19 protein-coding genes are annotated in these 21,658 nt (G+C 67.9%); 11 read left to right on the forward strand and 8 right to left on the reverse strand.

Features of this window, described 5'->3' with window-relative positions:
• The gene (dnaE, locus tag EII35_RS06700; protein ID WP_125227690.1) at positions 1-3,528 is read right to left on the reverse strand and encodes a DNA polymerase III subunit alpha; all 3,528 of its coding nucleotides are present in this window, start codon (positions 3,526-3,528) and stop codon (positions 1-3) included.
• Between the two features lie 152 nt (positions 3,529-3,680).
• On the opposite strand from dnaE, the gene EII35_RS06705 reads away from it, so the two are divergent.
• Positions 3,681-4,943: a sensor histidine kinase gene (locus EII35_RS06705; protein WP_125227691.1), complete on the forward strand. Its 1,263-nt coding sequence runs from the start codon at positions 3,681-3,683 to the stop codon at positions 4,941-4,943.
• Positions 4,931-5,575 (forward strand): response regulator transcription factor, encoded by a 645-nt coding sequence (locus EII35_RS06710; RefSeq protein WP_125227692.1) that lies wholly within the window; start codon positions 4,931-4,933, stop codon positions 5,573-5,575. Before EII35_RS06705 ends, EII35_RS06710 begins: the two co-directional genes overlap by 13 nt.
• A gap of 1 nt (position 5,576) precedes the next feature.
• On the opposite strand, the gene EII35_RS06715 is transcribed toward EII35_RS06710, so the two are convergent.
• From EII35_RS06715 to EII35_RS06745, 7 genes are all read right to left on the reverse strand, one after another.
• Positions 5,577-6,629 (reverse strand): hypothetical protein, encoded by a 1,053-nt coding sequence (locus tag EII35_RS06715; RefSeq protein ID WP_125227693.1) that lies wholly within the window; start codon positions 6,627-6,629, stop codon positions 5,577-5,579.
• 153 nt (positions 6,630-6,782) lie between these two features.
• On the reverse strand, positions 6,783-7,607 hold the full coding sequence (gene trpA / locus EII35_RS06720; RefSeq protein WP_125227694.1) for a tryptophan synthase subunit alpha: 825 nt from the start codon (positions 7,605-7,607) through the stop codon (positions 6,783-6,785).
• Positions 7,604-8,842 (reverse strand): tryptophan synthase subunit beta, encoded by a 1,239-nt coding sequence (gene trpB / locus EII35_RS06725; protein WP_125227695.1) that lies wholly within the window; start codon positions 8,840-8,842, stop codon positions 7,604-7,606. Before trpB ends, trpA begins: the two co-directional genes overlap by 4 nt.
• Before the next feature lie 83 nt (positions 8,843-8,925).
• Complete coding sequence (trpC, locus tag EII35_RS06730) at positions 8,926-9,699, reverse strand: indole-3-glycerol phosphate synthase TrpC (protein ID WP_125227696.1); 774 nt, start codon at positions 9,697-9,699, stop codon at positions 8,926-8,928.
• Positions 9,696-11,189 carry an anthranilate synthase component I gene (locus EII35_RS06735; protein WP_125227697.1) on the reverse strand — a complete coding sequence of 498 codons (1,494 nt, stop codon included), beginning with the start codon at positions 11,187-11,189 and terminating at the stop codon, positions 9,696-9,698. Before EII35_RS06735 ends, trpC begins: the two co-directional genes overlap by 4 nt.
• Positions 11,186-11,533, reverse strand: a complete 348-nt coding sequence (hisI, locus tag EII35_RS06740; RefSeq protein ID WP_125227698.1) for a phosphoribosyl-AMP cyclohydrolase — start codon at positions 11,531-11,533, stop codon at positions 11,186-11,188. Before hisI ends, EII35_RS06735 begins: the two co-directional genes overlap by 4 nt.
• Positions 11,534-11,582: 49 nt before the next feature.
• Positions 11,583-12,695 carry an ROK family transcriptional regulator gene (locus tag EII35_RS06745; RefSeq protein WP_125227699.1) on the reverse strand — a complete coding sequence of 371 codons (1,113 nt, stop codon included), beginning with the start codon at positions 12,693-12,695 and terminating at the stop codon, positions 11,583-11,585.
• 230 nt (positions 12,696-12,925) lie between these two features.
• On the opposite strand from EII35_RS06745, the gene EII35_RS06750 reads away from it, so the two are divergent.
• The 9 genes from EII35_RS06750 (at position 12,926) to EII35_RS06790 (ending at position 21,649) form a co-directional block, all read left to right on the forward strand.
• Positions 12,926-14,197 (forward strand): ABC transporter substrate-binding protein, encoded by a 1,272-nt coding sequence (locus tag EII35_RS06750; RefSeq protein ID WP_125227700.1) that lies wholly within the window; start codon positions 12,926-12,928, stop codon positions 14,195-14,197.
• Entirely contained in the window at positions 14,194-15,093 is a 900-nt protein-coding gene (locus tag EII35_RS06755; RefSeq protein ID WP_125227701.1) for a carbohydrate ABC transporter permease, read from the forward strand. The genes EII35_RS06750 and EII35_RS06755 overlap by 4 nt, the downstream gene beginning before the upstream one ends.
• Entirely contained in the window at positions 15,083-15,943 is an 861-nt protein-coding gene (locus EII35_RS06760; RefSeq protein WP_125227702.1) for a carbohydrate ABC transporter permease, read from the forward strand. The genes EII35_RS06755 and EII35_RS06760 overlap by 11 nt, the downstream gene beginning before the upstream one ends.
• On the forward strand, positions 15,940-16,848 hold the full coding sequence (locus EII35_RS06765; RefSeq protein WP_125227703.1) for an ROK family protein: 909 nt from the start codon (positions 15,940-15,942) through the stop codon (positions 16,846-16,848). Before EII35_RS06760 ends, EII35_RS06765 begins: the two co-directional genes overlap by 4 nt.
• A gap of 7 nt (positions 16,849-16,855) precedes the next feature.
• Positions 16,856-18,382 carry a M81 family metallopeptidase gene (locus EII35_RS06770; RefSeq protein ID WP_125227704.1) on the forward strand — a complete coding sequence of 509 codons (1,527 nt, stop codon included), beginning with the start codon at positions 16,856-16,858 and terminating at the stop codon, positions 18,380-18,382.
• A gap of 1 nt (position 18,383) precedes the next feature.
• The gene (locus EII35_RS06775) at positions 18,384-19,694 is read left to right on the forward strand and encodes an alpha-L-fucosidase (protein ID WP_125227705.1); all 1,311 of its coding nucleotides are present in this window, start codon (positions 18,384-18,386) and stop codon (positions 19,692-19,694) included.
• 19 nt (positions 19,695-19,713) lie between these two features.
• Entirely contained in the window at positions 19,714-20,295 is a 582-nt protein-coding gene (locus tag EII35_RS06780; RefSeq protein WP_125227706.1) for a MarR family winged helix-turn-helix transcriptional regulator, read from the forward strand.
• Positions 20,292-20,828 carry a hypothetical protein gene (locus EII35_RS06785; RefSeq protein WP_125227707.1) on the forward strand — a complete coding sequence of 179 codons (537 nt, stop codon included), beginning with the start codon at positions 20,292-20,294 and terminating at the stop codon, positions 20,826-20,828. Before EII35_RS06780 ends, EII35_RS06785 begins: the two co-directional genes overlap by 4 nt.
• A gap of 215 nt (positions 20,829-21,043) precedes the next feature.
• Positions 21,044-21,649 carry a TIGR03085 family metal-binding protein gene (locus EII35_RS06790; RefSeq protein ID WP_185744215.1) on the forward strand — a complete coding sequence of 202 codons (606 nt, stop codon included), beginning with the start codon at positions 21,044-21,046 and terminating at the stop codon, positions 21,647-21,649.
• Positions 21,650-21,658 lie beyond the last annotated feature (9 nt).

Genomic DNA, 21,658 nt, shown 5'->3' on the forward strand with positions numbered 1-21,658 from the left:
TCAGCTCCCCTTCCCGAAACTGACCGCGCTCGGACCCAGCAGTGCCTTGAGATCGGCGAACAGCGGGGAACTCGGCGCCACCTTGAAGCCGTCCCCCAACCGGAAGGTCGTGTGGCTGCTGCCGGAACGCAACTGGAGATGCACCTCGGCACTGCCCGGGTGACCGGACAGCACCTGTTTGAGGTTGGTGACCACGCCCGGGGTGCAGCGTACCGAGGCCAGCGTCAGCACGACAGGACCCACCCCTCCCTCCGCGTTCACCTGGGGGGCGTGGACGTCCGCGGCACGCATCCGGACCCGGTCCTCGGAGTCCTCGACGGTGCCACGCACCGCCACGATGGTGTCAGGGGCGAGACAGTGGGCGACCGCATCGTAGACCCGGGGGAACACCGTGACCTCGATGGCGGCGTCGAGGTCCTCGAGGGTGATGATGGCGTAGAAGGCGCCGGACTTGTTGACCTTGCGGTTGACGTGGGTGATGAGCCCGCAGACGGTGGTCTCCCCCCGGGCACCCCCCTCGCCGAACAGCGAACCGATGGAATGCTTGCCGTGCTGGAGCAGCACGTGTTCCAGACCGTTGAGTGGGTGATCGGACACGTAGAGCCCCAGCATCTCCCGCTCGAAGGCGAGCTTGGTGCGCTTGTCCCACTCGGGAAGATCGGGTACCGCCTTGAGGTCAACCCCGCCCGAACTCTCCCCCTCCAGACCGCCGAAGAGGTCGAACTGTCCGTTCTCCTCGTTCTTCTTCAGGTCGATGACCGAGTCCACCGCCTCCTCGTAGATCTCCATGAGGGAGCGTCGGGTGTGGCCGAGCTCGTCGAAAGCACCGGCCTTGATGAGCGACTCGATGACCCGCTTGTTGCACATGAGCAGCGGCGCCTTGTCGAGGAAGTCGTTGAAGTCCCTCGCCGGACCGACCTCGGCACGCTCCGTCGTCCAGGCCGACACCACCTTGTCGCCGACGTTGCGCACCGCACCCAGACCGAAGCGGATGTCCTTGCCGACCGGGGTGAAGGCGATCTCGGACGAGTTGACGTCCGGGGGCAGCACGTTGATCCCCATGTGACGGCACTCGGCGAGGTACCCGGCGGACTTGTCCTTGTCGTCGCGCACCGACTGAAGCAGGGCGGCCATGTACTCGGTGGGATGGTTCGCCTTGAGGTAGGCGGTCCAGTACGAGACCACACCGTAGGCGGCGGAGTGCGCCTTGTTGAACGCGTAGTCGGAGAAGGGCAGCAGGATGTTCCACAGCACGTCGATGGGCTCCTGGTGGAACCCCCGTTCCTTCATGCCGTTGCTGAACCGCTCGTAGTGGGCGTCCAGCTCCGCCTTCTTCTTCTTGCCCATGGCGCGGCGGAGCATGTCGGCGCCACCCAGCGTGTACCCGGCCAGCTGCTGGGCGATGGCCATCACCTGCTCCTGGTAGACGATCAGGCCGTAGGTCTCCCCAAGGATCGGCTCCAGGGCCTCCGCGAGCTCCGGATGGATGGGTTCGACCTCCTCGCGACCCGTCTTGCGTCTGGCGTACTTGTTGTGCGAGTCGGCACCCATCGGGCCGGGGCGGTACAGCGCGCCGACGGCGGAGATGTCGTCGAAGCAGTCGGGCTGCATGGAACGCAGCAGCGCCCGCATGGGGCCGCCATCGAGCTGGAACACCCCGAGTGTGTCGCCGCGTTGCAGCAGTTCATAGGTGGCGGGGTCCGTCAGCGGCAGATCCTCCAGCACCACGTCGATGCCCTTGTTGATCTTGATGTTGCGCACCGCGTCGTCGATGACGGTGAGGTTCCGCAACCCCAGGAAGTCCATCTTGATCAGACCGAGGGACTCACATCCGGGGTAGTCGAACTGGGTGATGATCGCCCCGTCGGACTCCCGTTTCATGACGGGGATGACGTCCTGGAGCGGGGTGCTCGACATGATGACCCCGGCGGCGTGGACCCCCCACTGGCGTTTCAGCCCCTCGATGCCCTTGGCCGCCTCGACGACGGTGCGCACGTCAGGGTCGGAGTTGTACAGGTCCCGGAACTCCGAGCCCTCGGCGTACCGCTTGTGCTCCTCGTTGAAGAGGTCCGGCAGGGCCACGCCCTTGCCCATCACGTCGGCGGGCATGGCCTTGGTGATCTTCTCCCCCACCGCGTAGGGCATGTCGAGGACCCGGGAGGCGTCCTTGACCGCAGCCTTGGCCTTGATGGAGCCGTAGGTGACGATCTGGGCGACCTTGTCGGAGCCGTACTTGCGGGTGACGTACTGGATGACCTCCCCGCGACGACGATCGTCGAAGTCGATGTCGAAGTCCGGCATGGAGACCCGTTCCGGGTTGAGGAAGCGCTCGAAGAGCAGGCCGTGCTCGATGGGGTCGAGGTCGGTGATCCTCAGGGCGTAGGCGCACATCGATCCGGCACCGGAGCCACGCCCCGGCCCCACCCGGATGCCGTTGTCCTTGGCCCAGTTGATGAAGTCGGCGACGACGAGGAAGTAACCGGTGAACCCCATCTTCGCGATGATCCCCGACTCGAAGGCGGCCCGCTCCACCACCTCGTCCGGGATCCCGTCCGGGTAGCGCTCGTGCAGGCCACGGTCCACCTCCTTGTGGAACCAGGAGTCCTCGTCCTCCCCGTCGGGGCAGTCGAAGCGGGGCATGAACGTGCCCATGCCCTCCTCGAAGGCCGTTTCGATGCGTTCCGCGATGGCGAGGGTGTTGTCGCAGGCCTCCGGGAGTTCGCTGAAGAGTGCCCGCATCTCCTCGGGGCTCTTGAGGTAGTAGCCGGAGCCGTCGAACTTGAACCGGTCCGTCTGGGCCTTCCGGGAGCCGGCCGACACGCACAGCAGGGTGTCGTGGGCGTCGGCGTCGTGGGCGTGGACGTAGTGCAGGTCGTTCGTGGCCACCAGCGGGAGCTTGAGTTCCTTGGCCAACCGCAGCAGGTCCTGCCTGACCCGGTTCTCGATCTCCAGACCGTGGTCCATGAGTTCCACGTAGAAGTTCCCCGCCCCGAAGATGTCCCGGAACTCGGCCGCCGCCGCGAGCGCGTTGTCGTACTGCCCGAGCCTGAGGAAGGTCTGGACCTCGCCCGAGGGGCAGCCGGTCGTCGCGATGAGCCCCTTGCCATAGTCGTTGAGGAGTTCCCGGTCGGCCCGTGGCTTGTAGAAGAACCCCTCCAGCGAACTCCGCGAGCTCAGCCTGAACAGGTTGTGCATGGCGGCCTGGTCGGAGGCCCACATCGTCATGTGGGTGTAGGCGCCCTTGGAGGCGACGTCGTCGCCCGTGCCGTCGCCGAACTGGACCCGTTTGCGTTCCGACCGGTGGGTGCGCGGGGTGAGGTACGCCTCGAGCCCGATGATCGGTTTGACGTCGTAGTTCTTCGAGGCCTTGTAGAACTCGTAGGCGCCGAAGAGATTGCCGTGGTCGGTCATGGCGAGGGCGGGCATCCCCATGCGTTCGGCTCCGGCGAACAGGTCGTGGATCCGGGCCGCCCCGTCGAGCATCGAGAACTCCGTGTGACAGTGCAGGTGCACGAACGAATCCGCCACGCCAACTCCTCTTCCATCGGCCGGTGCCCAACCCTACCCCTCCCGCCCCGTTTTGCCGTCAGGCATGCTGGTCGGTGTTCGGGGTGGCCCGAACATCACAGACACCAGCCAGCGGGATGGTCCCCGGTGGCTCGAAGGAGAAGGCTTGACCCATGACCACTCCATCATGGAACGCAATCACCTGGCGTCGTCTCGGCTACCTGCTCCTCGGTCTCCCCCTGCATCTGGCGGCGTTCACCGTCACCGTCACCCTCGTCACCCTGGGGTTGGGGGTTTCGATCCTCGTGTTCGGGGCCTTCATCCTGGCGGCCGGGCTGCTGTTCGCCCGCGCCTGCGCCACCGCCGAACGGCAGGTCATGCACACCCTCCTGGGCGGCGCACCGGCACCTCAGCTGGTGTACCGGCCTGCTCACGGATCCAGGCTCCAGCGACTCCGGATCCTGCTCACCGACCCACAGAGCTGGTTGGATGTCGCCTGGGTGGCGCTGGCCTTCATCACCTCGGTGTTGACCTGGTCGCTGACCATCATCCTCCTCACTCTCGCTGTCGGCTCCGTGCTGGGGCCGATCATGGTCCTGCTGTTCAACGGGCCGCTCGGGCATCTCGACGGAAGCATGGGGATCGGGGAACTGCTCGGGCTACCGATGGCATGGCTGGTCGACATCGGCCTCTACCTGCTACTGGGGTTCGCGGCGGTACGTCTCGGCCCCGCCGCCATCGCGGGTCTGACCTCGCTCCAGTCAGGGGTGGGTGAGTTCCTGCTCAACTCCCGTGCCCGGCAGGAGCAGCGCTACGACGACCTCTTCGACTCCCGGCAGGCCGCGCACCGTGCAGAGGCGGATTCACTACGACGGTTGGAGCGGGACATCCACGACGGCCCCCAGCAGCGGCTGGTGCGGCTGAACATGGACCTGGCCCGGGCCCGCCGGAAGATGGCCACCTCCCCGGAGACCGCCGAGGATCTGCTGGTCCAGGCGATGCAGCAGACCCAGGACACCCTGGCCGAGTTGCGGAACCTCTCCCGGGGCATCGCCCCTCCGGTGTTGGTCGACCGTGGCCTCGCCGCAGCCGTGGAGGAGGTGGTGGCGAACTCCACCATCCCCGCACGGTGCAGCGTCACCTCCTTGGCCCTGCCACCCCACGTGGAACAGGCCGCCTACTTCGTCGTTGCCGAGGCCCTGACCAATGCCAACAAGCACTCCGGTGCCCAGCGGATCCTCGTTGAGGTCCTCGGCGAGCCGGATGCGGTGCAGATCACCGTCGCCGATGACGGTGCCGGTGGCGCGGACCTCGCCAAGGGACACGGTCTGGCCGGACTGGAGCAACGGCTCCAAGGGCTGGGCGGTACCCTGACGGTGGCGTCCCCCGCCGGAGGGCCCACGATCCTGGAGGCAGTCATCCCATGCGCATCCTGACCGCTGACGACTCGGTGCTGCTGCGCGAGGGGCTCAATCTGATCCTCCTCGAGGAGGGGCACGAGATCGTCGCCACCGTCGGCGACGGGGAGACCCTGGTGGAGACCGCACTCGACCTTCGTCCCGACCTGGTCATCACGGACATCCGGATGCCGCCCAGTCACACGGATGAGGGGCTGCGGGCCGCCGTCGCCATCCGCTCCCGCTGGCCGGAGGCCCCGGTGCTGCTGCTGAGCCAGTACGTGGTCCCCGCCTATGTCGCGGATCTCCTCGCCACCGGGGACGCGCACCTGGGGTATCTGTTGAAGGACAGGATCTCGGACCTCGGTACCTTCCTCGACGCCGTGTCCCGGGTGGCCGAGGGTGGGCTGGTGCTGGATCCGGAGGTGGTCTCGCGGGCGCTGCGTCGCGGGCGTGCCCAGGATCCGGTGGCCACCCTCACCCCTCGGGAGAAGGAGGTGCTGGAGCTGATGGCGGAGGGGCACACCAACGCGGGTATCGCCGCTCGCCTCGTCGTCACCGAGGGGGCGGTGGAGAAACACACCCAGCGCATCTTCAGCAAGCTGGGGCTCGCCCCGGACGCCTCGGTGCACCGTCGGGTCAAGGCCGTGCTGGCCCTGCTCCAACGGTGATTCAGTTGGGCACGTAGGAACTGAGGATCTGGCGTTCGAGCGTCAGCCCCAGTTCGCCCTCCTTGCCCACTCGGCTGACCATGACCATCACGGCGATCTGAGATGGATCACCGCCCGAGCGGGTCACCACGGAGACCCGCATGGCGGGGAAGTCACATTCGCCGGGGTGCTTCGGCACGAAGGTCACGGTGGACAGGTATCCCTTCACCCCATCGGCGAAGGGGAACTCCATCGTCACGGGTTCGGGGACGAGATAGTAGTCCCCTTCCCACTGGGTGTTGATGAGCAGGGACCACGAACTGGCCATGAACTCGGCCAGGGCATCCTGACGCTTCCCCTCGATCGGCTTCATGGTGCCCACGAAGGCAAGATCCTCTCCTTGGCACTGGTCCTTGCCAAACACCGATGAATCCCTGACGATGAGGGTCTTGGCCATCGTGTCGTAACCACGCAGGACATCGATGTCGACGACCCAGTCGGCGGGAACTGCGTAGCGGCCGCGTTCCCCGACCACCTGCTGCCAGGACCCGGTCCACGGGCCGGGGTCCGCGATGGTCGGCCACTCCTGGGCCGGGGTGGCGTCGGGTGCCTCGATCGGGGGGCGCTCCGCCCGGGGCTCCTTGAACCCTCCTCGCCCCTTCTCCGGATCGTAGCCCGGGTTGAGGGGGTCGGGACCTGCCTCGGTCGGGGTTGCCGCCGGAATGTCGGGGTTGACCGTCGGGAGGTCACTCGGCACCACGGGAGGAGCCTCCCCGGACGCGGGCGCATTGGTCGCCGGCGGCACGGTCGTCCCTGTTGCGGTGCTCGGAGCGGAGGTGGCGGAGGGGCTGGGAGGTTCCTCACTGGTGGTAGGCGATGCCGGTGCCGAGGGGGACTGCGACGGGGAGGCCGCTGGCGGTTCAGCGGTCTGCTCCCCCTTCGGCCAGAGCACGTACCCGACGAGCACCGCGGCAACGATGAGCACCGCGACCAGAGCCACGATGAGCCCCGTGTTGCCATCGGAGGGCGGGGGCGGGCCGGGAGGGGGCTGGTGCCATCCCCCGTTCGGTGGCATGGGCGGCATCGGCCCGGAAGGCGGATAGGAGAAGGAAGGGGGCTGGCCGGGGGGTGGGGCAGGAGGCTGCTGCGGGGGGTACCACCCCTGGGGTGGTTGACCGTGGGGGGCGTTGAACCGTGGGTCGGGACCGGGCTGGGTCACGGCACTCTCCTACTGCTTGACTCCTGCGGCCAATTCTGCCGTGAGGCGGGTCAACCGGTCGAGGTCCTGGTCAAGATCCTCACCGTCCGGTCCGAGACACCGCACGAGGGCGGAGCCGACGATGACGGCGTCCGCGTACCTGGCCACCTCCGCCGCCTGCGCGGCGGTTCCTACGCCGAGACCGATCCCGACCGGCAGCCCCGGGTCGATCTCCCGGGCCCGGGAGGCGATGATGGGGGCCGCGGCTGAGGTGGTGGTTCTGACCCCCGTCACCCCCATGACGCTGGTGGCGTACACCCAGCCACGGCAGGCTGCCATCGTCATGGCGATCCGTTCGGGCGTGCTGGACGGCGCGATGAGGAAGATCCGGTCGAGGCCGTGGGCATCCGTGGCGGCGAACCACTCCTCGGCCTCGTCGGGCGTGAGGTCCGGGGTGATGACGCCTGCCCCGCCGGCGGCAGCGAGGTCCCGCGCGAAGGAGTCGGGCCCGTACTGCTCGATGAGGTTCCAGTAGGTCATCACGACGGGGGTCCGCCCCGCCTCCGCCACGGTCTCGGCGGCGCGAAGGGCGTCGGTGGTCCGAACCCCACGTTGGAGTGCGCGGGTGGTGGCGTGCTGGATCACCGTGCCGTCCAGGAAGGGATCCGTGTAGGGCATGCCGATCTCGACGATGTCCGCCGACTCGGCGAGCGCCCGGAAGGCCCTGAGGCCGCCGTCGACGGTCGGGTAGCCGACGGGGAGGTAGCCGATGAAGGCGGCCCTGCCCTCGTCGCGGCACCGGGCGATGACCCTGCCGGAGATGCCGAGTCGGGCGGGGTCGGTGAAGCTGCTCATTCGAGTCCTCCCACGGTGCGATCCGGGATCCCTGGCATGTCGAACCAGTCGAAGGCGGTGGCCACGTCCTTGTCCCCTCGGCCCGAGAGGCAGACGAGTATCCGTGGTTCCGTCCCGGGTTGCTCCTCCGCCAGTCGCAGCCCGAGTCGTCGGGCTCCTGCGACGGCGTGCGCCGATTCGATGGCCGGGATGATGCCCTCGGTGCGGCTGAGCAGCCGGAACGCATCCATGGCCTCGTGGTCCGTGACCGGTTCGTAGCTGGCCCGTCCCGTGTCGGCGAGCCATGCGTGTTCGGGGCCGACCCCGGGATAGTCGAGACCTGCGGAGATGGAGTGTGACTCGATCGTCTGGCCGTCCTCGTCCTGGAGGATGTAGGTGCGGGCACCGTGCAGTACCCCGGGCCGCCCGGCGAGGATCGTCGCGGCATGCCGCCCGGTCTCCACACCGTCGCCGGCCGCCTCGATGCCGAGCAGCCCCACCTCTGGGTCGGGGATGAAGTCGGCGAAGGCTCCGATCGCGTTCGAGCCGCCGCCGACGGCCGCGACCACCCAGTCGGGCAGGCCGCCGTGCTCGTCGAGGAGTTGCTGTCTGGCCTCGGTGGAGATCACGCGTTGGAGTTCCCTCACCAGGTAGGGGAAGGGATGGGGGCCGCCCACGGTGCCGATGAGGTAGTGGGTGTGCTCGACGGTGGACACCCAGTCCCGCATTGCCTCGTTCATGGCGTCCTTGAGGGTGCGGGAGCCGGAGGCGACGGCGTGGACCTCGGCTCCGAGCAGCTGCATCCTGGCCACGTTGAGGGCCTGGCGTTCGGTGTCGATCTGCCCCATGTAGATGCGGCACTCGAGGCCGAGCAGGGCCGCGGCCGTCGCCGTTGCGACCCCGTGCTGGCCCGCGCCGGTCTCGGCGATGACGCGTTTCTTGCCCATGCGTCGGGTCAGGAGGGCTTGGCCGAGCACGTTGTTGATCTTGTGGGCGCCCGTGTGGTTGAGGTCCTCCCGTTTCAGCAGGATCGTGGCGTTGCCGCACTCGCGGGAGAAGTTGCGGGCCACCGTCACCGGGGTGGGTCGCCCCGCGTAGTTGCGTTGGAGGTCGGCGAGCTCGGCCCGGAAATCGGGATCCTTGCGCGCCGCCTCGAACTCGGCCTCCAACTCGGCGAGGGCGGCGCGCAACGCCTCCGGGACGAAGGTCCCACCGAATCGACCGAAGTGACCGCGGGCATCGGGCAAGGAAGTCATGCGCGGCATCCTACGCGCCCCGCCACGCTCCCGGAGCTCGTCTCCCAGTGGGAACACCTGCCCTCCGCCATGTCATGCCGCTGTCACGGCATCAGACCCAACTCGCCGATCGCCTCGAGTGGGTTGCCGTGTTTCACGAGGGCCTCGCCGACGAGGATCGCGTCGGCTCCTTCCTCACGCACCCGGCGGGAGTCGTCGGCGGTGAAGATGCCGGACTCGGCGACCCGGGTGCAGGTCTCGGGGATGAGGGAGGCGAGTCTGCCGAACTGGGCGAGGTCGACCTCGAGGGTCTTGAGATTGCGGTTGTTGACGCCGATGATCTCGGCTCCCGCCACGAGGGCGCGCTCGACCTCCTCCTCGGTGTGCGTCTCGACGAGGGGGGTCATCCCGAGTTCGCGGCTCAGGACGAGGAAATCCCCGAGCTGGGCGTCGTCGAGGGCGGCGACGATGAGGAGCACGAGGTCCGCCCCGTGAGCCCGGGCCTCGTGGAACTGGTAGGGGTCGACCATGAAGTCCTTGCGCAGGACCGGCGCGTGCACGCGGGCGCGAACGGCGTCGAGATCCTCCAGCGACCCACCGAACCTCCGCGGTTCGGTGAGGACGGAGATGGCGGCGGCCCCTCCAGACTCGTAGGCGGCCGCCAGGGATGCCGGATCGGGGATCTCGGCCAGATCGCCCTTGCTCGGTGAGCGGCGTTTGACCTCGGCGATCACCGCGAGGCTGTCTCGTTTCAGGCACACGGGGCGGGCGGGGATGGCCGCCCGAGCCGCTGCCTCGATCTCCGCATCCGGGACGGTGGCACGTCGTGTCTCGAGGTCCTCGCGGACGCCCTGGATGATGTCGTCGAGGACGGTCATGACTGTTCTCCCATCGTGGCGGCGCGCCTGAGCGCGGTGATGACGGCGGCGGCCTTGTGCGAACACTCGGCGTCCTCCATCTCGGGGCGCGAGTCCGCGACGATCCCCGCCCCGGCCTGGACGTGGGCCACCCCGTTCTTCAGGACGGCGGTGCGGATGGCGATGGCGACATCCGAGTTCCCCGCGAAGTCGAAGTAGCCCACCACCCCACCGTAGAGGCCGCGCCGGGAGACCTCCAGGTCGTCGATGATCTCCATGGCCCTGACCTTGGGCGCCCCGGAGAGCGTGCCGGCGGGGAAACATGACAGCGTGGCGTCGAGCGCGGTGCTCCCCTCGGCCAGGGTGCCGGAGACGGCGGCCTCGAGGTGCATGATGTGGCTGTAGCGGTGGATGCGCATGAACTCGTGGACGGTGACGCTGCCGGGTCGGCAGATCCGTCCCAGATCGTTGCGCCCCAGATCGACGAGCATGATGTGTTCGGCGCGTTCCTTGGGGTCGGCCAGCAGTTCGTCGGCGAGTTCCCTGTCCTCCGCCTCCGTGCGGCCCCGGGGCCGTGATCCCGCGATGGGGCGGGTGGTGGCCACCTGGTCCTTGACGGTGACGAGGGCCTCCGGGCTCGAACCGACAACGGCGAAACCCGGCAGACGCATCAGGTACAGGTAGGGACTGGGGTTCGTCAGGCGCAACGCGCGGTACACGTCGAGGGCGTCGCTGGAGGTCTCGACGTCGAAGCGCTGGGAGAGCACCACCTGGAAGGCCTCGCCCGCCTCGATCTCCTCGATCACGGTCCGCACCGCCTGCTGGTAGTCGTCGGCGCTGCGTTGTCGGCGCACCGGCAGGTCGACCAGCCCTTCGGGAGCGGGCGCGGCGAGGGAGGCGATGGGCTCGGCCAGGGTGCGTGCCATCTCCTCGATGGCGACCACGGCCTCGTGGTGTGCCCGTTCGACTCCCTCGTCGGTGCCGTCGTGGTTGATGGCGTTGGCGATGAGGATGACCTCGTTGAGGTGGTGGTCGAACACCGCCAGCTGGGAGGTCAGCATCATGACAACCTCCGGCAGCTTCAGGTCGTCGACGCAGCCGTCCGGCAGCCGCTCCAATCGGCGGACCACGTCGTAGCCGAGATACCCGACCATTCCGGCGTGGAAGGGCGGCAGTCCCTCGACCGCAGGGGTGGCGAACTCCTCCAGGGTCTGCCGCAGCACCGCCAGGGGGTCGCCCTCCCCGATCCCCGCGAGTTCACGTCCCAGCCAGACCGCCCGGCCGTTGCGTTCGGTGAGAGTCGCCGCCGCCCTGACACCAACGAAGGACCACCGGGACCACACCCCCTGGGTCGCCGACTCCAGCAGGAAGGTGCCCTCACGGGCCCCGCACAGGCTGGAGTACAGCGCGATCGGGGTGAGGTGGTCGGCGGTGAGGCGGGCATGGACGCTGATGACGCGTCGGGTGCGGGCCAGTTCGGTGAACTCGGCCAGGTCAGGGGTGATCCTCATGCGAGATCCTCCGTGGTCAGTTCGGTGAAGAAGCAGGTCGGGTTGCCCGTGTGGCAGGCCGCGCCGGTCTGCTCGACCCGCAACAGGATGGTGTCACCGTCGCAGTCGAGCCCGACGGAGACCACCCGTTGGACATGCCCGCTGGTCTCGCCCTTCACCCAGTACTCCTGTCGACTGCGGGACCAGTAGGTGGCCCGCCCCGTCGTGAGGGTCCGGGCCAGGGCCTCAGCGTCCATCCACGCCAGCATCAACACCTCGCCGGTGGCCGCGTCCTGCGCCACGGCGGGCACGAGACCGTCGGCGTTGAACTTCAGCCGGGCGGCGAGGTCAGGGGAGAACTGCATGGAGCCATTGTGTCGCCTGGGCCACGTGGCGCTCCAGCGTGACCACGATTCAGCGTGCCGCCTCGGCCTCGGCTGCGGCGAGGAGAGCCATGCCGTGCAGCCCGGCATCGGGCCCCAAGGAGGCTGCCTCGATCCGCAACGCCTCGGTCATCAGGGGGTGGCAGCCGTCGTAGATCCTGGCCCGCACGGCGGAGACGAAGTGCTGTGAGGCGGCCAGTCCACCGGTGAGGAACAGGGCGTCGGGGTTGAAGAAGCTCACCACCGGGCTCAGCACCTCCCCCAGATGCGCTCCGGCGGTGCGGATCATCGTGGTGGCGATCGGGTCACCGTCAGCGGTCAGCGCCAGCACATCGGCGGTGCTGTCGACCCGGCTCCCCTGCTCCCGAAGCCGGGACACGATGCCCGCCCCGGAGGCGATGGTCTCGAGGCAACCGAGCTTTCCACAGGTGCAGGGACGCGGGCCCGCGGCCTCGACCCAGGTGTGGGTGACATCCCCCGACGCGGATGTCGCTCCCCGGTAGAGCTGACCGTCGACGATGATGCCGGAACCGATGGCGGTCCCCGCTTTGACCGTGATCGAGTGGCCGTGGCTGCCGAACTGTGACCGGTGCTCGCCAAGGGCCATGGCGTTCGCGTCGTTCTCCACGACGACGGGGGCCCCGAAACGCTCCATGGCGGCCTGGCGGACCGGGTATCCGGCCCACCCGGGCATCCGTGAGGGCAACCGGACCGACCCATCCGGCTGGACCGGGCCCGGAAGGGCCAGACCGACGGCCAGTGTCGGCCCGTGGGCCTCGAGGTGTGTCACCACCTCATGGAGCGCGTCCAGCACAGCGACGGGGCCCTGACCGATCACCACTTCGGCGGTGACGACCTCGGTGATGTCCCCCCGCAGATCCGCGACCCCGACCCGGGCATGGTGTCCCCCCAGGTCGACAACGAGGAGATGTCCGGCTGGCTGGGTCAGTCGCAGGCGACGTCGCGGCCTGCCCCCCTGGGAGGCGAGCGCCCCGTCCTCGACCACGACCCCCTCGGCGATGAGCTGGCCCACCCACGCCGAGGCCGTCGATGCGGAGACCCCCAGCTGCCGTGCCAACTCCGTCCTCGACGTGACAGAACCGTCTGCCAGCAGCTGCCGAATGGAGAGATCAGGTCGAGCCATACCCCCACTTTAGCCAGTCCTGCAATAACTGGTCATGCCAACATGGGTTTCGCACTGAGCCCACCAAGGAGTTCTCCAGAACGAGACCGCTCCAGAGTCTCCGGCATGATCACGGTTCCGCAACGGTCCTCTCTCCACCCCTTGCGCAACCGGACGTACACCCCTACCCTCAGTTGTGCCAAGCAGGCAAGAAACTTAATTCGAGGAAGAATTAAGGACAAGGAGGATCAATGAAGGTCAACTTCCGCAAGGTCATCACGCTGGGGGCCGTCGCTGCCCTCGCGCTCACCGGTTGCGGTGGCGGAAAGGGGGACGGGGCCCAGACCGGCTCGGACGGCCGCGCCAAGATCATCGTCGACATGTGGGCGGGCGGGGACAAGGACATCGCCGCGATCAAGAAGCAGGTGGAGATCGCGCAGGCCTCGCTGCCCGACATCGAGATCGAACTTCGCACCGCTCCGTGGGGCGACTTCTTCACCAAGCTGACCTCCAACATGGGGACCGGCAACATGGCATGCGTCACCGGCATGAACTCCGGGAAGCTCACGGACTTCAAGGAGGGGTTCGTGGAGTTGACCGAGGCGGACCTCACGACAGCGGGTCTCAAGACCTCCGACCTCGCGCCCGGTGCCACCGAGATTCTCAGCGACGCGGGCAAGATGTACGGGGTTCCCTTCGACATGGCCACCATGTTGGTCTACTACAACGCCGACATGATCACGGCCAATGGTGCTCCCGAGCCGAGCAATGGATGGAGTTTCGACGACTTCGAGGCCACCGCCAAGGCAGCCACCACCGCCGACAAACAGGGATTCGCCGTCGGGATGGGTGACTTCCAGTGGCAGGCCCTGCCCATCGCCAGGGCCGGGATGCAACCCGTCACCGCGGAGGGCGGACTCGACATCGCCAACCCGGCCTTCGTCGAGGCCGCCACCTGGTACTCCGGTCTCGTGACCGACCAGAAGGTCGCCCTGCCGGTTGCTTCCGCATCCGATGCCGGCTGGGGCGAGGAGCAGTTCAGCAACGGCAACGCAGCCATGGCCGTGGACGGTACCTGGAACGCCGTCAGTTACCTCGGCAACGACGCGGGCTTCGAGGTCGGCATGGTGAATCTGCCCGCGGGCGAGGGGGGCACCTCGCTGGGGCTGGTCCTTGGCTCGGGCTACGGTGTCGCCAAGACCTGCCAGAACAAGGAGGCCGCACTGAAGGTGATGGGGGCGCTGCTGAGCAAGGAGGCCCAGGACCACATCGCCAGCTCGGGCCGTTCCTACCCGGCCCGGGCCGAGTCGCAGCCGTTGTACTTCACCTCCATCGAGGAGAAGTACCGGGAGCGGGTCCAGCAGGCCTACGACGCCGCTTTCGCCAACGTCGAGGGGCAGCACGTCTCGCCCAACTGGTCCAAGGTGAACGCCTACATCCAGCCCGAACTGGTGAGCGTCTACACCGGCGCCAAGCCGATGTCCGAGGTGCTCCAGAGCGCACAGCAGCAGTTCCAGCAGTGACCAGATCAACCGCTGGCGCGCTGCGCCGAGCCGAGGAACGCCAGGCGCTGGGCTTCATCAGCCCGGCTCTGGTGGGCCTCGGCCTGTTCACCCTCTTCCCCGTCGGGTTGTCCATCGTCATGAGCCTGTTCGACTGGCCAACATTCGGGACAAGAACCTTCACGGGCCTCGGCAACTACCTCAAGCTGTTCACTGCCAGCCCAGATTTCTGGCCGGCATTGCGCAACACCTTCGTCTACGCGATCGCCTACGTTCCCGTCAACATCGCCCTTTCCCTCGGCCTGGCGGTGGCCCTCAGCTCCCGGATCCGGGGACGTGGGGCCCTCAGGGTGCTGTTCTTCATCCCCGTGGTGACCCCAATGGTGGCGAACATCCTGGTGTGGAAGATGCTGTTGCAGCCCCAGGGTGCCCTCAACGGTGTCAGTCAGGGCTGGTTCGGTCTCAGCCTGCCGAACTTCCTCGCGGACCCCCACTGGGCGATGACCATGGTGGTGGTGATGTCGGTGTGGCAGGGCATGGGCTACAACATGCTCATCTTCTCCGCGGTGCTGGAGCAGCTGCCGGAGACCGTCCTCGAGGCCGCTCGGATCGACGGGGCGACGGGGGCCAGACTGTTCTTCCAGGTGACACTGCCCATGATCTCCCCGGCACTGTTCTTCGCCACCGTCATGACGATGATCGGCTCGCTCCAGGTCTTCGCCCAACCCCAGTTGTTGACCGGTGGCGGGCCCGGCAATGCGACCCAACCCATCGTCCAGTTCATCTACAACCAGGGCTTCCGATTCCAGGATCTCGGCCTCGCAGCAGCCGCGGCATGGATCCTGTTCGCGATCATCATCATCCTGACCGCCCTGCAGTTCAAGGCGCAGAAGAGGTGGGTGCACTATGAACACTGACACCCATGGGCAGCGACAGGGCCGTACCACACGGCTCCGTCTGATCCTGGCCCACCTGACGATCTACCTGGCGGCCCTGCTGTTCGCCTCCCCCTTGATCTACGCAGTGTTCTCGGCGATGAAACCCAACAACGAGATTTTCGCCTCCCCACCTCGACTGATCGGCTCCCAACTCAAGTGGACGAACTTTCTCGAGGTCTTCACCTATGGCCCTTTCATCACCTACATCTCGAACTCCCTGTTCGTGTCCGTGACCGGCACCCTGCTGGTGCTGTTCGTCTCCTCCACAGCTGCTTTCGCCTTCGCCCGGCTGCGGTGGCGCGGGCGGGACGTGGTCTTCGTCCTCTTCCTGGCCACGCTCATGGTGCCCGCCGAGGTTGTCGTCATCCCGCTCTACACCCTCATGGGCTGGTTCGGCTGGGTCAACTCCTACCAGGCCCTCATCATCCCGTTCGCCTTCAGCGCCTTCGGCACCTTCCTGCTGCGGCAGTTCTACCGAGGCATCCCCTACGAACTCGATGAGGCGGCCCGGGTGGACGGCGCCGGAGCGATCCGTATCTATTGGAGCATCATCCTGCCCCTGTCCCGCTCGGCGCTGGCCGTGCTCGCGGTGTTCACCTTCCTCGGTTTCTGGAACTCCTACCTGTGGCCCCTCATCGTCACCGTCGACTACTCGACAATGGGGACCCTGCCCATCGGCCTGGCCTCCTTCTCCACCCAACAGGGCACCCGCTGGGACCTTCAGATGGCAGCCGCCGTGATCTCGATGCTGCCCACCACCCTGCTGGTCATCGCCCTGCAGAAACACCTGGTGCGGGGCATCGCGATGGCCGGTCTGGGGGGCCGATGATGGTCACCGCCGGCATCGACATCGGTGGTACCAAGACCAGCGCCGTCCTCGCCGACGTCGACGGCAGCGTGTTGGCGACCCGGACCGTGACCTCGGGTAGCGGCGGAGCGGCCCTCATCGACGGGGCAGCGGATCTGCTGAACCAGCTGGAGCTCTCCTCAGGGCTGCGGGCCGAGGCCGTGGGCGTCGGTGCCGCCGGGGTGATCGCGCCGGACACCGGTGAGGTACTGGCCGCCTCCGGCATCTTCCCCGACTGGGTGGGACGCCACCCCGGCAACGCGCTGGCGACACGTCTGGGGCGTCCCGTACACCTGGTCAACGACGTCAACGCCTTCCTGGCTGGCGAGGCGCGGTGGGGAGCCCTGCGTGGGGTCCGAAACGCCCTCGCCCTCATGCTCGGCACCGGCGTCGGTGGGGCACTGCTGCTCGACGGTCAGCTGTACCACGGACCCCGTGGCAGCGCCGGGGAGATCGGCCACACCCCGGGCTACTCCCACCTGGACTGCACCTGCGGCGGCGTGGGCCACCTGGAAACCCTGGCCTCCGGACGCTCGTTGGGACTACGCTACGGCGAACTCACCGGTGTGACGGGGCTGGGAGGCCGAGAGGTCGCGGAGCGGGCCCGTCGGGGGGACGCAGCTGCAACGAGCGTCTTCGCTCAAGCCGCGAGCGCCCTCGCCCAAGCCATCGTCGTGGCCACCACGATGCTGGATCTCACCGATGTCGTCGTGGGTGGCGGGGTCAGCGCCGCCTGGGACCTGTTGGAGCCTCCACTCACCGCATCACTGACGTCGGCGCCCCCGGTCACCGTCCCGCTCCCCCGGCTGCACCGGGCTTCCCTGTCCAGCACGGCACTGGGGGCCGCCGCACTGGCACAACCCATCCGATTCGAACCGATCCCATGAGGAAGACATGACTGCTGCTGACATCTGGTGCCCACCCCTGCCGCCCGTCACCGACGGACTTGCCCGGCCCCGCATCGGGATCGCCGGCATCTCGATCGAGGCCAGCGTCTTCTCCCCTCATTTGAGTGGCGACGAGGCCTTCACCCTCCGGGAGGGCGAGGAGTTGCTGTCCTACTACCCGTTCCTCGCACCCGGCCGGGAGCTCCGAGAGGCCGCCGACTGGGTTCCGCTGCACCACGGCCGATCGCTGCCCGGGGGACCCGTTGTGCCCGCCACCTATCAGCGGATGAAGCAACGCATCCTCGACCTTGCCGCCTCGCAGGGACCCTTCGACGGATTCCTGCTCGACCTCCACGGCGCCATGACCGTCGTCGGGATGCGCGACGCCGAGGCCGACCTCACCACGGCCCTGCGCGAGGTGCTCGGCCCCGACTGCCTCATCTCCTGCACCCAGGATCTGCACGGCAACGTCTCCGCCGAACTCGTGGAGCAGGTCGACCTCATCACCTGCTACCGCATGGCCCCCCACGAGGACTGGCTCAACACGAAGGAACGGGCCACCCACAACCTGCTCCTGAGGCTCCGCTCCGGTGCGGGTCGGCCATGGAAGGCCTTCATCCCGATCCCCCTGCTGCTCCCCGGGGAGAAGACCAGCACCCGGGTGGAGCCCGCCGCCGGTCACTACCGTCGGGTCGCGGAGGTCGCGGCCCGCGACGGCGTGCTGGATGCCTCCCTCTGGGTGGGCTACGCCTGGGCCGACGAACCTCGGTGCCACGCCGCCGTCGTCGTCACCGGCGACGATCCCGACGAGGTCAGCCGTGGGGCCTCGGAGCTGGCGGAGGGCTGGTGGGCAAGCCGCGACGACTTCCAGTTCGTCGGCCCCACGGATTCCCTCCAGGGCGCCCTGGACCGGGCACTCGCCGAGGGGGCACCCCGCCCCTATGTCATCTCGGATTCCGGCGACAACCCGACGGCGGGAGGTGCGGGCGACGTCTCCTGGACGCTCCGGGCGCTGCTCGCCGACCCGAGACTCGTCGACGAGGCCCTCACCGTCATCCACGCCTCAACCTTCGACCCGGCGGCCGTCGCCCAGTGCTTCAAGGCTGGTCTCGGGTCCCGGGTACGGCTGCGGGTGGGTGGCAACGTCGACCGCACCGCTGCCCCGGCCGAGATCCACGGCGAGGTGGTTTCCCTCACCGACGGGGATCCCGTCGCGGGCCGACAGGCCGTGGTGAGGCAGGGCGGGGTTCACGTCGTCATCACCGAGAAACGAAAACCCTTCCATCTGCTGGCCGATTTCCAGCAGCTCGGTCTTGACCCTGTCACCGCCGACCTCGTGGTGGTGAAGATCGGCTACCTCGAGCCCGAGCTGTTCGACCTGGCCGCGGGCTGGACGATGGCCCTCACCCCGGGCGGCGTGGACCAGGACCTCCTGCGATTGGGCCATCGACATCTGGCGCCGGGAACCTGGCCCTTCGACCGTTCGCAGCCGAATCCTGACCTGACCCCCATCTTGACCCGCCGGGAGAACTGACATGCTGTACTTCGACGAACGCACCGGCCCCGACCTCGGGGTCACCTACCCGGATGTCACCCCTCCCACCTGGTACCGGGACGCCAAACTCGGTGTCTTCATCCACTGGGGCCTGTTCTCCATCCCGGCCTGGGCGGAGACCCACGACGGGCGGGTCCCGGTCGAGGACGCCTTCACCCGTCACCGCTACGCCGAGTGGTACGGCAACACCGTGCGCATCCAGGAGTCCTCCGCCCGCGCCCACCACCTGGCGCGGTTCGGCGAGGGGACGACCTACGAGGACCTGGCTGACCACTGGCAGCTGCCATCGTTCCGCGCCCCCGAACTCATCGCCTCGGTGCTGCGGTCCGGGGCCCGCTACGTGATACCCGTCACCAAGCACCACGACGGCTTCTGCCTGTGGGACACCAGCACAACGGGGTTCAATGCGGTTCGACGCGGCCCCGGCAGGGACCTGATCCAAGAACTCGCCGACGCCACCCGGGCGGCTGGCGCCCGTTTCGGGGTGTACTTCTCCGGGGCGTTGGACTGGCACGTCAGCGATCTGCCGCCGATCAGGAGCGAGCGGGACCTGTTCGTCCTGAGACGCAACGACCCGTCCTTCGCGCGGTACGCGGCCGCACAACTCGGCGAGCTGATCGAACGGTTCTCCCCCGACGTGCTGTGGAACGACATCGAGTGGCCGGACTCCGGCAAGGGCGGCGACGACTTCGGCGTGGCGGCCCTGTGGCGACGGTACCTGACGGCCGTCCCTCATGGCGTGGTCAACGACCGGTGGGGGGTTCCCGCCCATGGCCACCTGACCCGCGAGTACCTCGATGTGGCGGAGATCCAGGATCAGGTGTGGGAGTCGACGCGGGGGCTGGGTCAGTCCTTCGGCTACAACGCCGCGGAGGATGAGTCACACTCCCTCTCGGCCCCGGATCTCATCCGGCACCTCGTCGACGTGGTCGCCAAGAACGGCAACCTGCTCATCAACGTCGGCCCCCGCGCCGACGGTTCGGTGCCGGACGTGCAGCAGCGTGCCCTCGACGGCCTGGGACAGTGGTTGGTGGTCAACGGGCAGGCCGTCTTCGGCTCGCGGCCGTGGCTGCGGGCCGGGGAGGGCACGGTGCGCCACACCGTGGTCGATGGTCAGGTGTTCGCCCATGTGCTCGACCCGCAGCAGGGCAGGCTCCGTCTCCCACCCGAGCTGTGTGGGACGACGAGTGTGAACTGGCTGGGAGGAGATGAGGCTCCGGTCCACGACGGTGAGGCCGAGATCCCGGAGCCGCTGAGGAACACCGCAGTGGCGGTGGCCAGGATCGGATAACTTCCGATATCGTTGGATTATGCAACGATATCGCGACAACCCCAGGGGGTCCTCGCTCCTCCTGGAGGCATGGTTCCTCAACCAGGTGGTGTCCCGCTGGATGACCGACCGGCTGGGCGACAGCCCAGTGAGTCCGGATGAGTTGGGCCTGTGTGCTGCCCTGGTGCTGCACGGCGACGCCGCGACCTCCCAGATCTGCGACCTCACCGGAGCGGCCACCTCCACCATCGCGAGCATGGGCAACCGCCTGGCTGGACGCGGGCTGCTGGAACAGATCCCCCACCCGAATGATCGCCGCGTCCGGCTGTGGCGCCTCACCTCGGCCGGAGGTGAGGTGGTTCATGAAGCGATGGAGCGGTTCGCTGAGGCCTACCGGAGCTTGCTCGCGGCCACCGCACTGCGGGCCGAGCAGGCCCGGAGCGGACTCAACGACCTCGAGCAGGCCCTTCGACACGACCTCGACCTGCCACAGCGCCCATTGCTCGGGGACTGCACCACCGAGGATTCGGAACTCACCCCGGCTGAGCAGCAGGAACTGCGTCAGTTCAGGCAATGGTTGATCCATCGTCGCGGCCGCCACAGCTCCGAGGTGACGCAGTGACTCGCCCACCCCGCACCCTGCTCATCGCAGTGACCTCCGCATGCGGCCTCGTCGCAGCCGTCATCTTCCTCCATGCTCTTCCCGAGGTCACGGCCACCTGTGGCCTACCACCGCTCGACACCCGCCCGTTCTGGACCCGGACGGAGGCAATCGAGCTCGCTCGCGCCTGTGATGGACCAGGCATCGCCGCATACACCAGGCTGGCCCTGTTGGACCTGCTGCACCCCGCACTGGTGGCTGGCACCCTGGTTCTGTGGGTCAGATGGAGCCGAAGTCCTCGCCCACGGGCAGCCATCGCCGTCCAGACGATCATCGTGCTCGGTGCCGTGGCGGACTATCTCGAGAACTGGACGGTCTGGACCTTCCTGCGAGGCGGCCCTGATCTCGCCACCTCGATCCCGCTCACCGTCGGGGGTGGCTTCAGTCTCGCCAAGAACGTCCTGGTCCTGCTCGGAGTCCTGGCGGCTGCCGTCCTGATCCTCGACGCGATGCGACACCGTGCCCTGTCTCGGAGGGCAGCTCGAGAAACGTGACCGGGGCGCTCCCCGACACCATGACGATCCTCTGTCCGCGCGTCAGAGGTTGCTCGGATGGGGGTCACTGAAGGATGAGGGTGGGCACCAATCGCCGCTTTGCTTCGGCGAGATCATGGCGATGTCAACGCTGCCACCGAGTCAGGACGGCGATTCGTGACCGTGTTGGTCCTCGTCACGATCCCCCTAGCCGCGCACCCTCTAAGCTGTGCTCCATGAGTCTTGCCGCCCGTCAGCGCGCCGCCCTGTGTGACCTCATGGCCGACCTGGGAGCCACGGCTCCCACCCGCTGCGCGGGCTGGCAGGTCCAGGACCTCGCCGCGCACCTGTGGATCCGGGAACACCGTCCCGCTGCGCTGCCCGGCATCGGACTCGCCCGCTTCGCCGACCGCACCGAACGCATCCAGCAGGAGACTCTCCACCTCAAGGGTTTCGAGACCCTCGTGACCGAGCTCCGGCGCCCCGGCTGGGTCATGCGCCCCTTGGATCGACTGGTCAATGCGGTGGAGTTCTTCATCCATCACGAGGACGTGCTCCGCGCCAACGACCGCAGCCAGAGGCTCACCGATGCGGAGCAGGGCCAGCTGTGGCGGGTTGCCCGGCTGCTCGCGCGAAAGGTGCAACGGTCCTGGGGCGGGCAGCTGATCCTGCAGCCGACGGACCGCCCCGCGGTGCGGTACGGCCAGGGCCCGCGACCGGTGCGGTTGAACGGTCAGCCCTCCGAGCTGCTGTTGTTCCTCAGCGGCCGCGACGCCGATGTCACGGTCGCCGCGGAACCCGACGTGGCACGAGACCTGAAGGTGTCCATCGGCGCACTGTGACCCGGACAT

This window comes from Arachnia propionica (assembly GCF_003932785.1).
In the GTDB taxonomy this organism is placed as follows: domain Bacteria; phylum Actinomycetota; class Actinomycetes; order Propionibacteriales; family Propionibacteriaceae; genus Arachnia; species Arachnia propionica_B.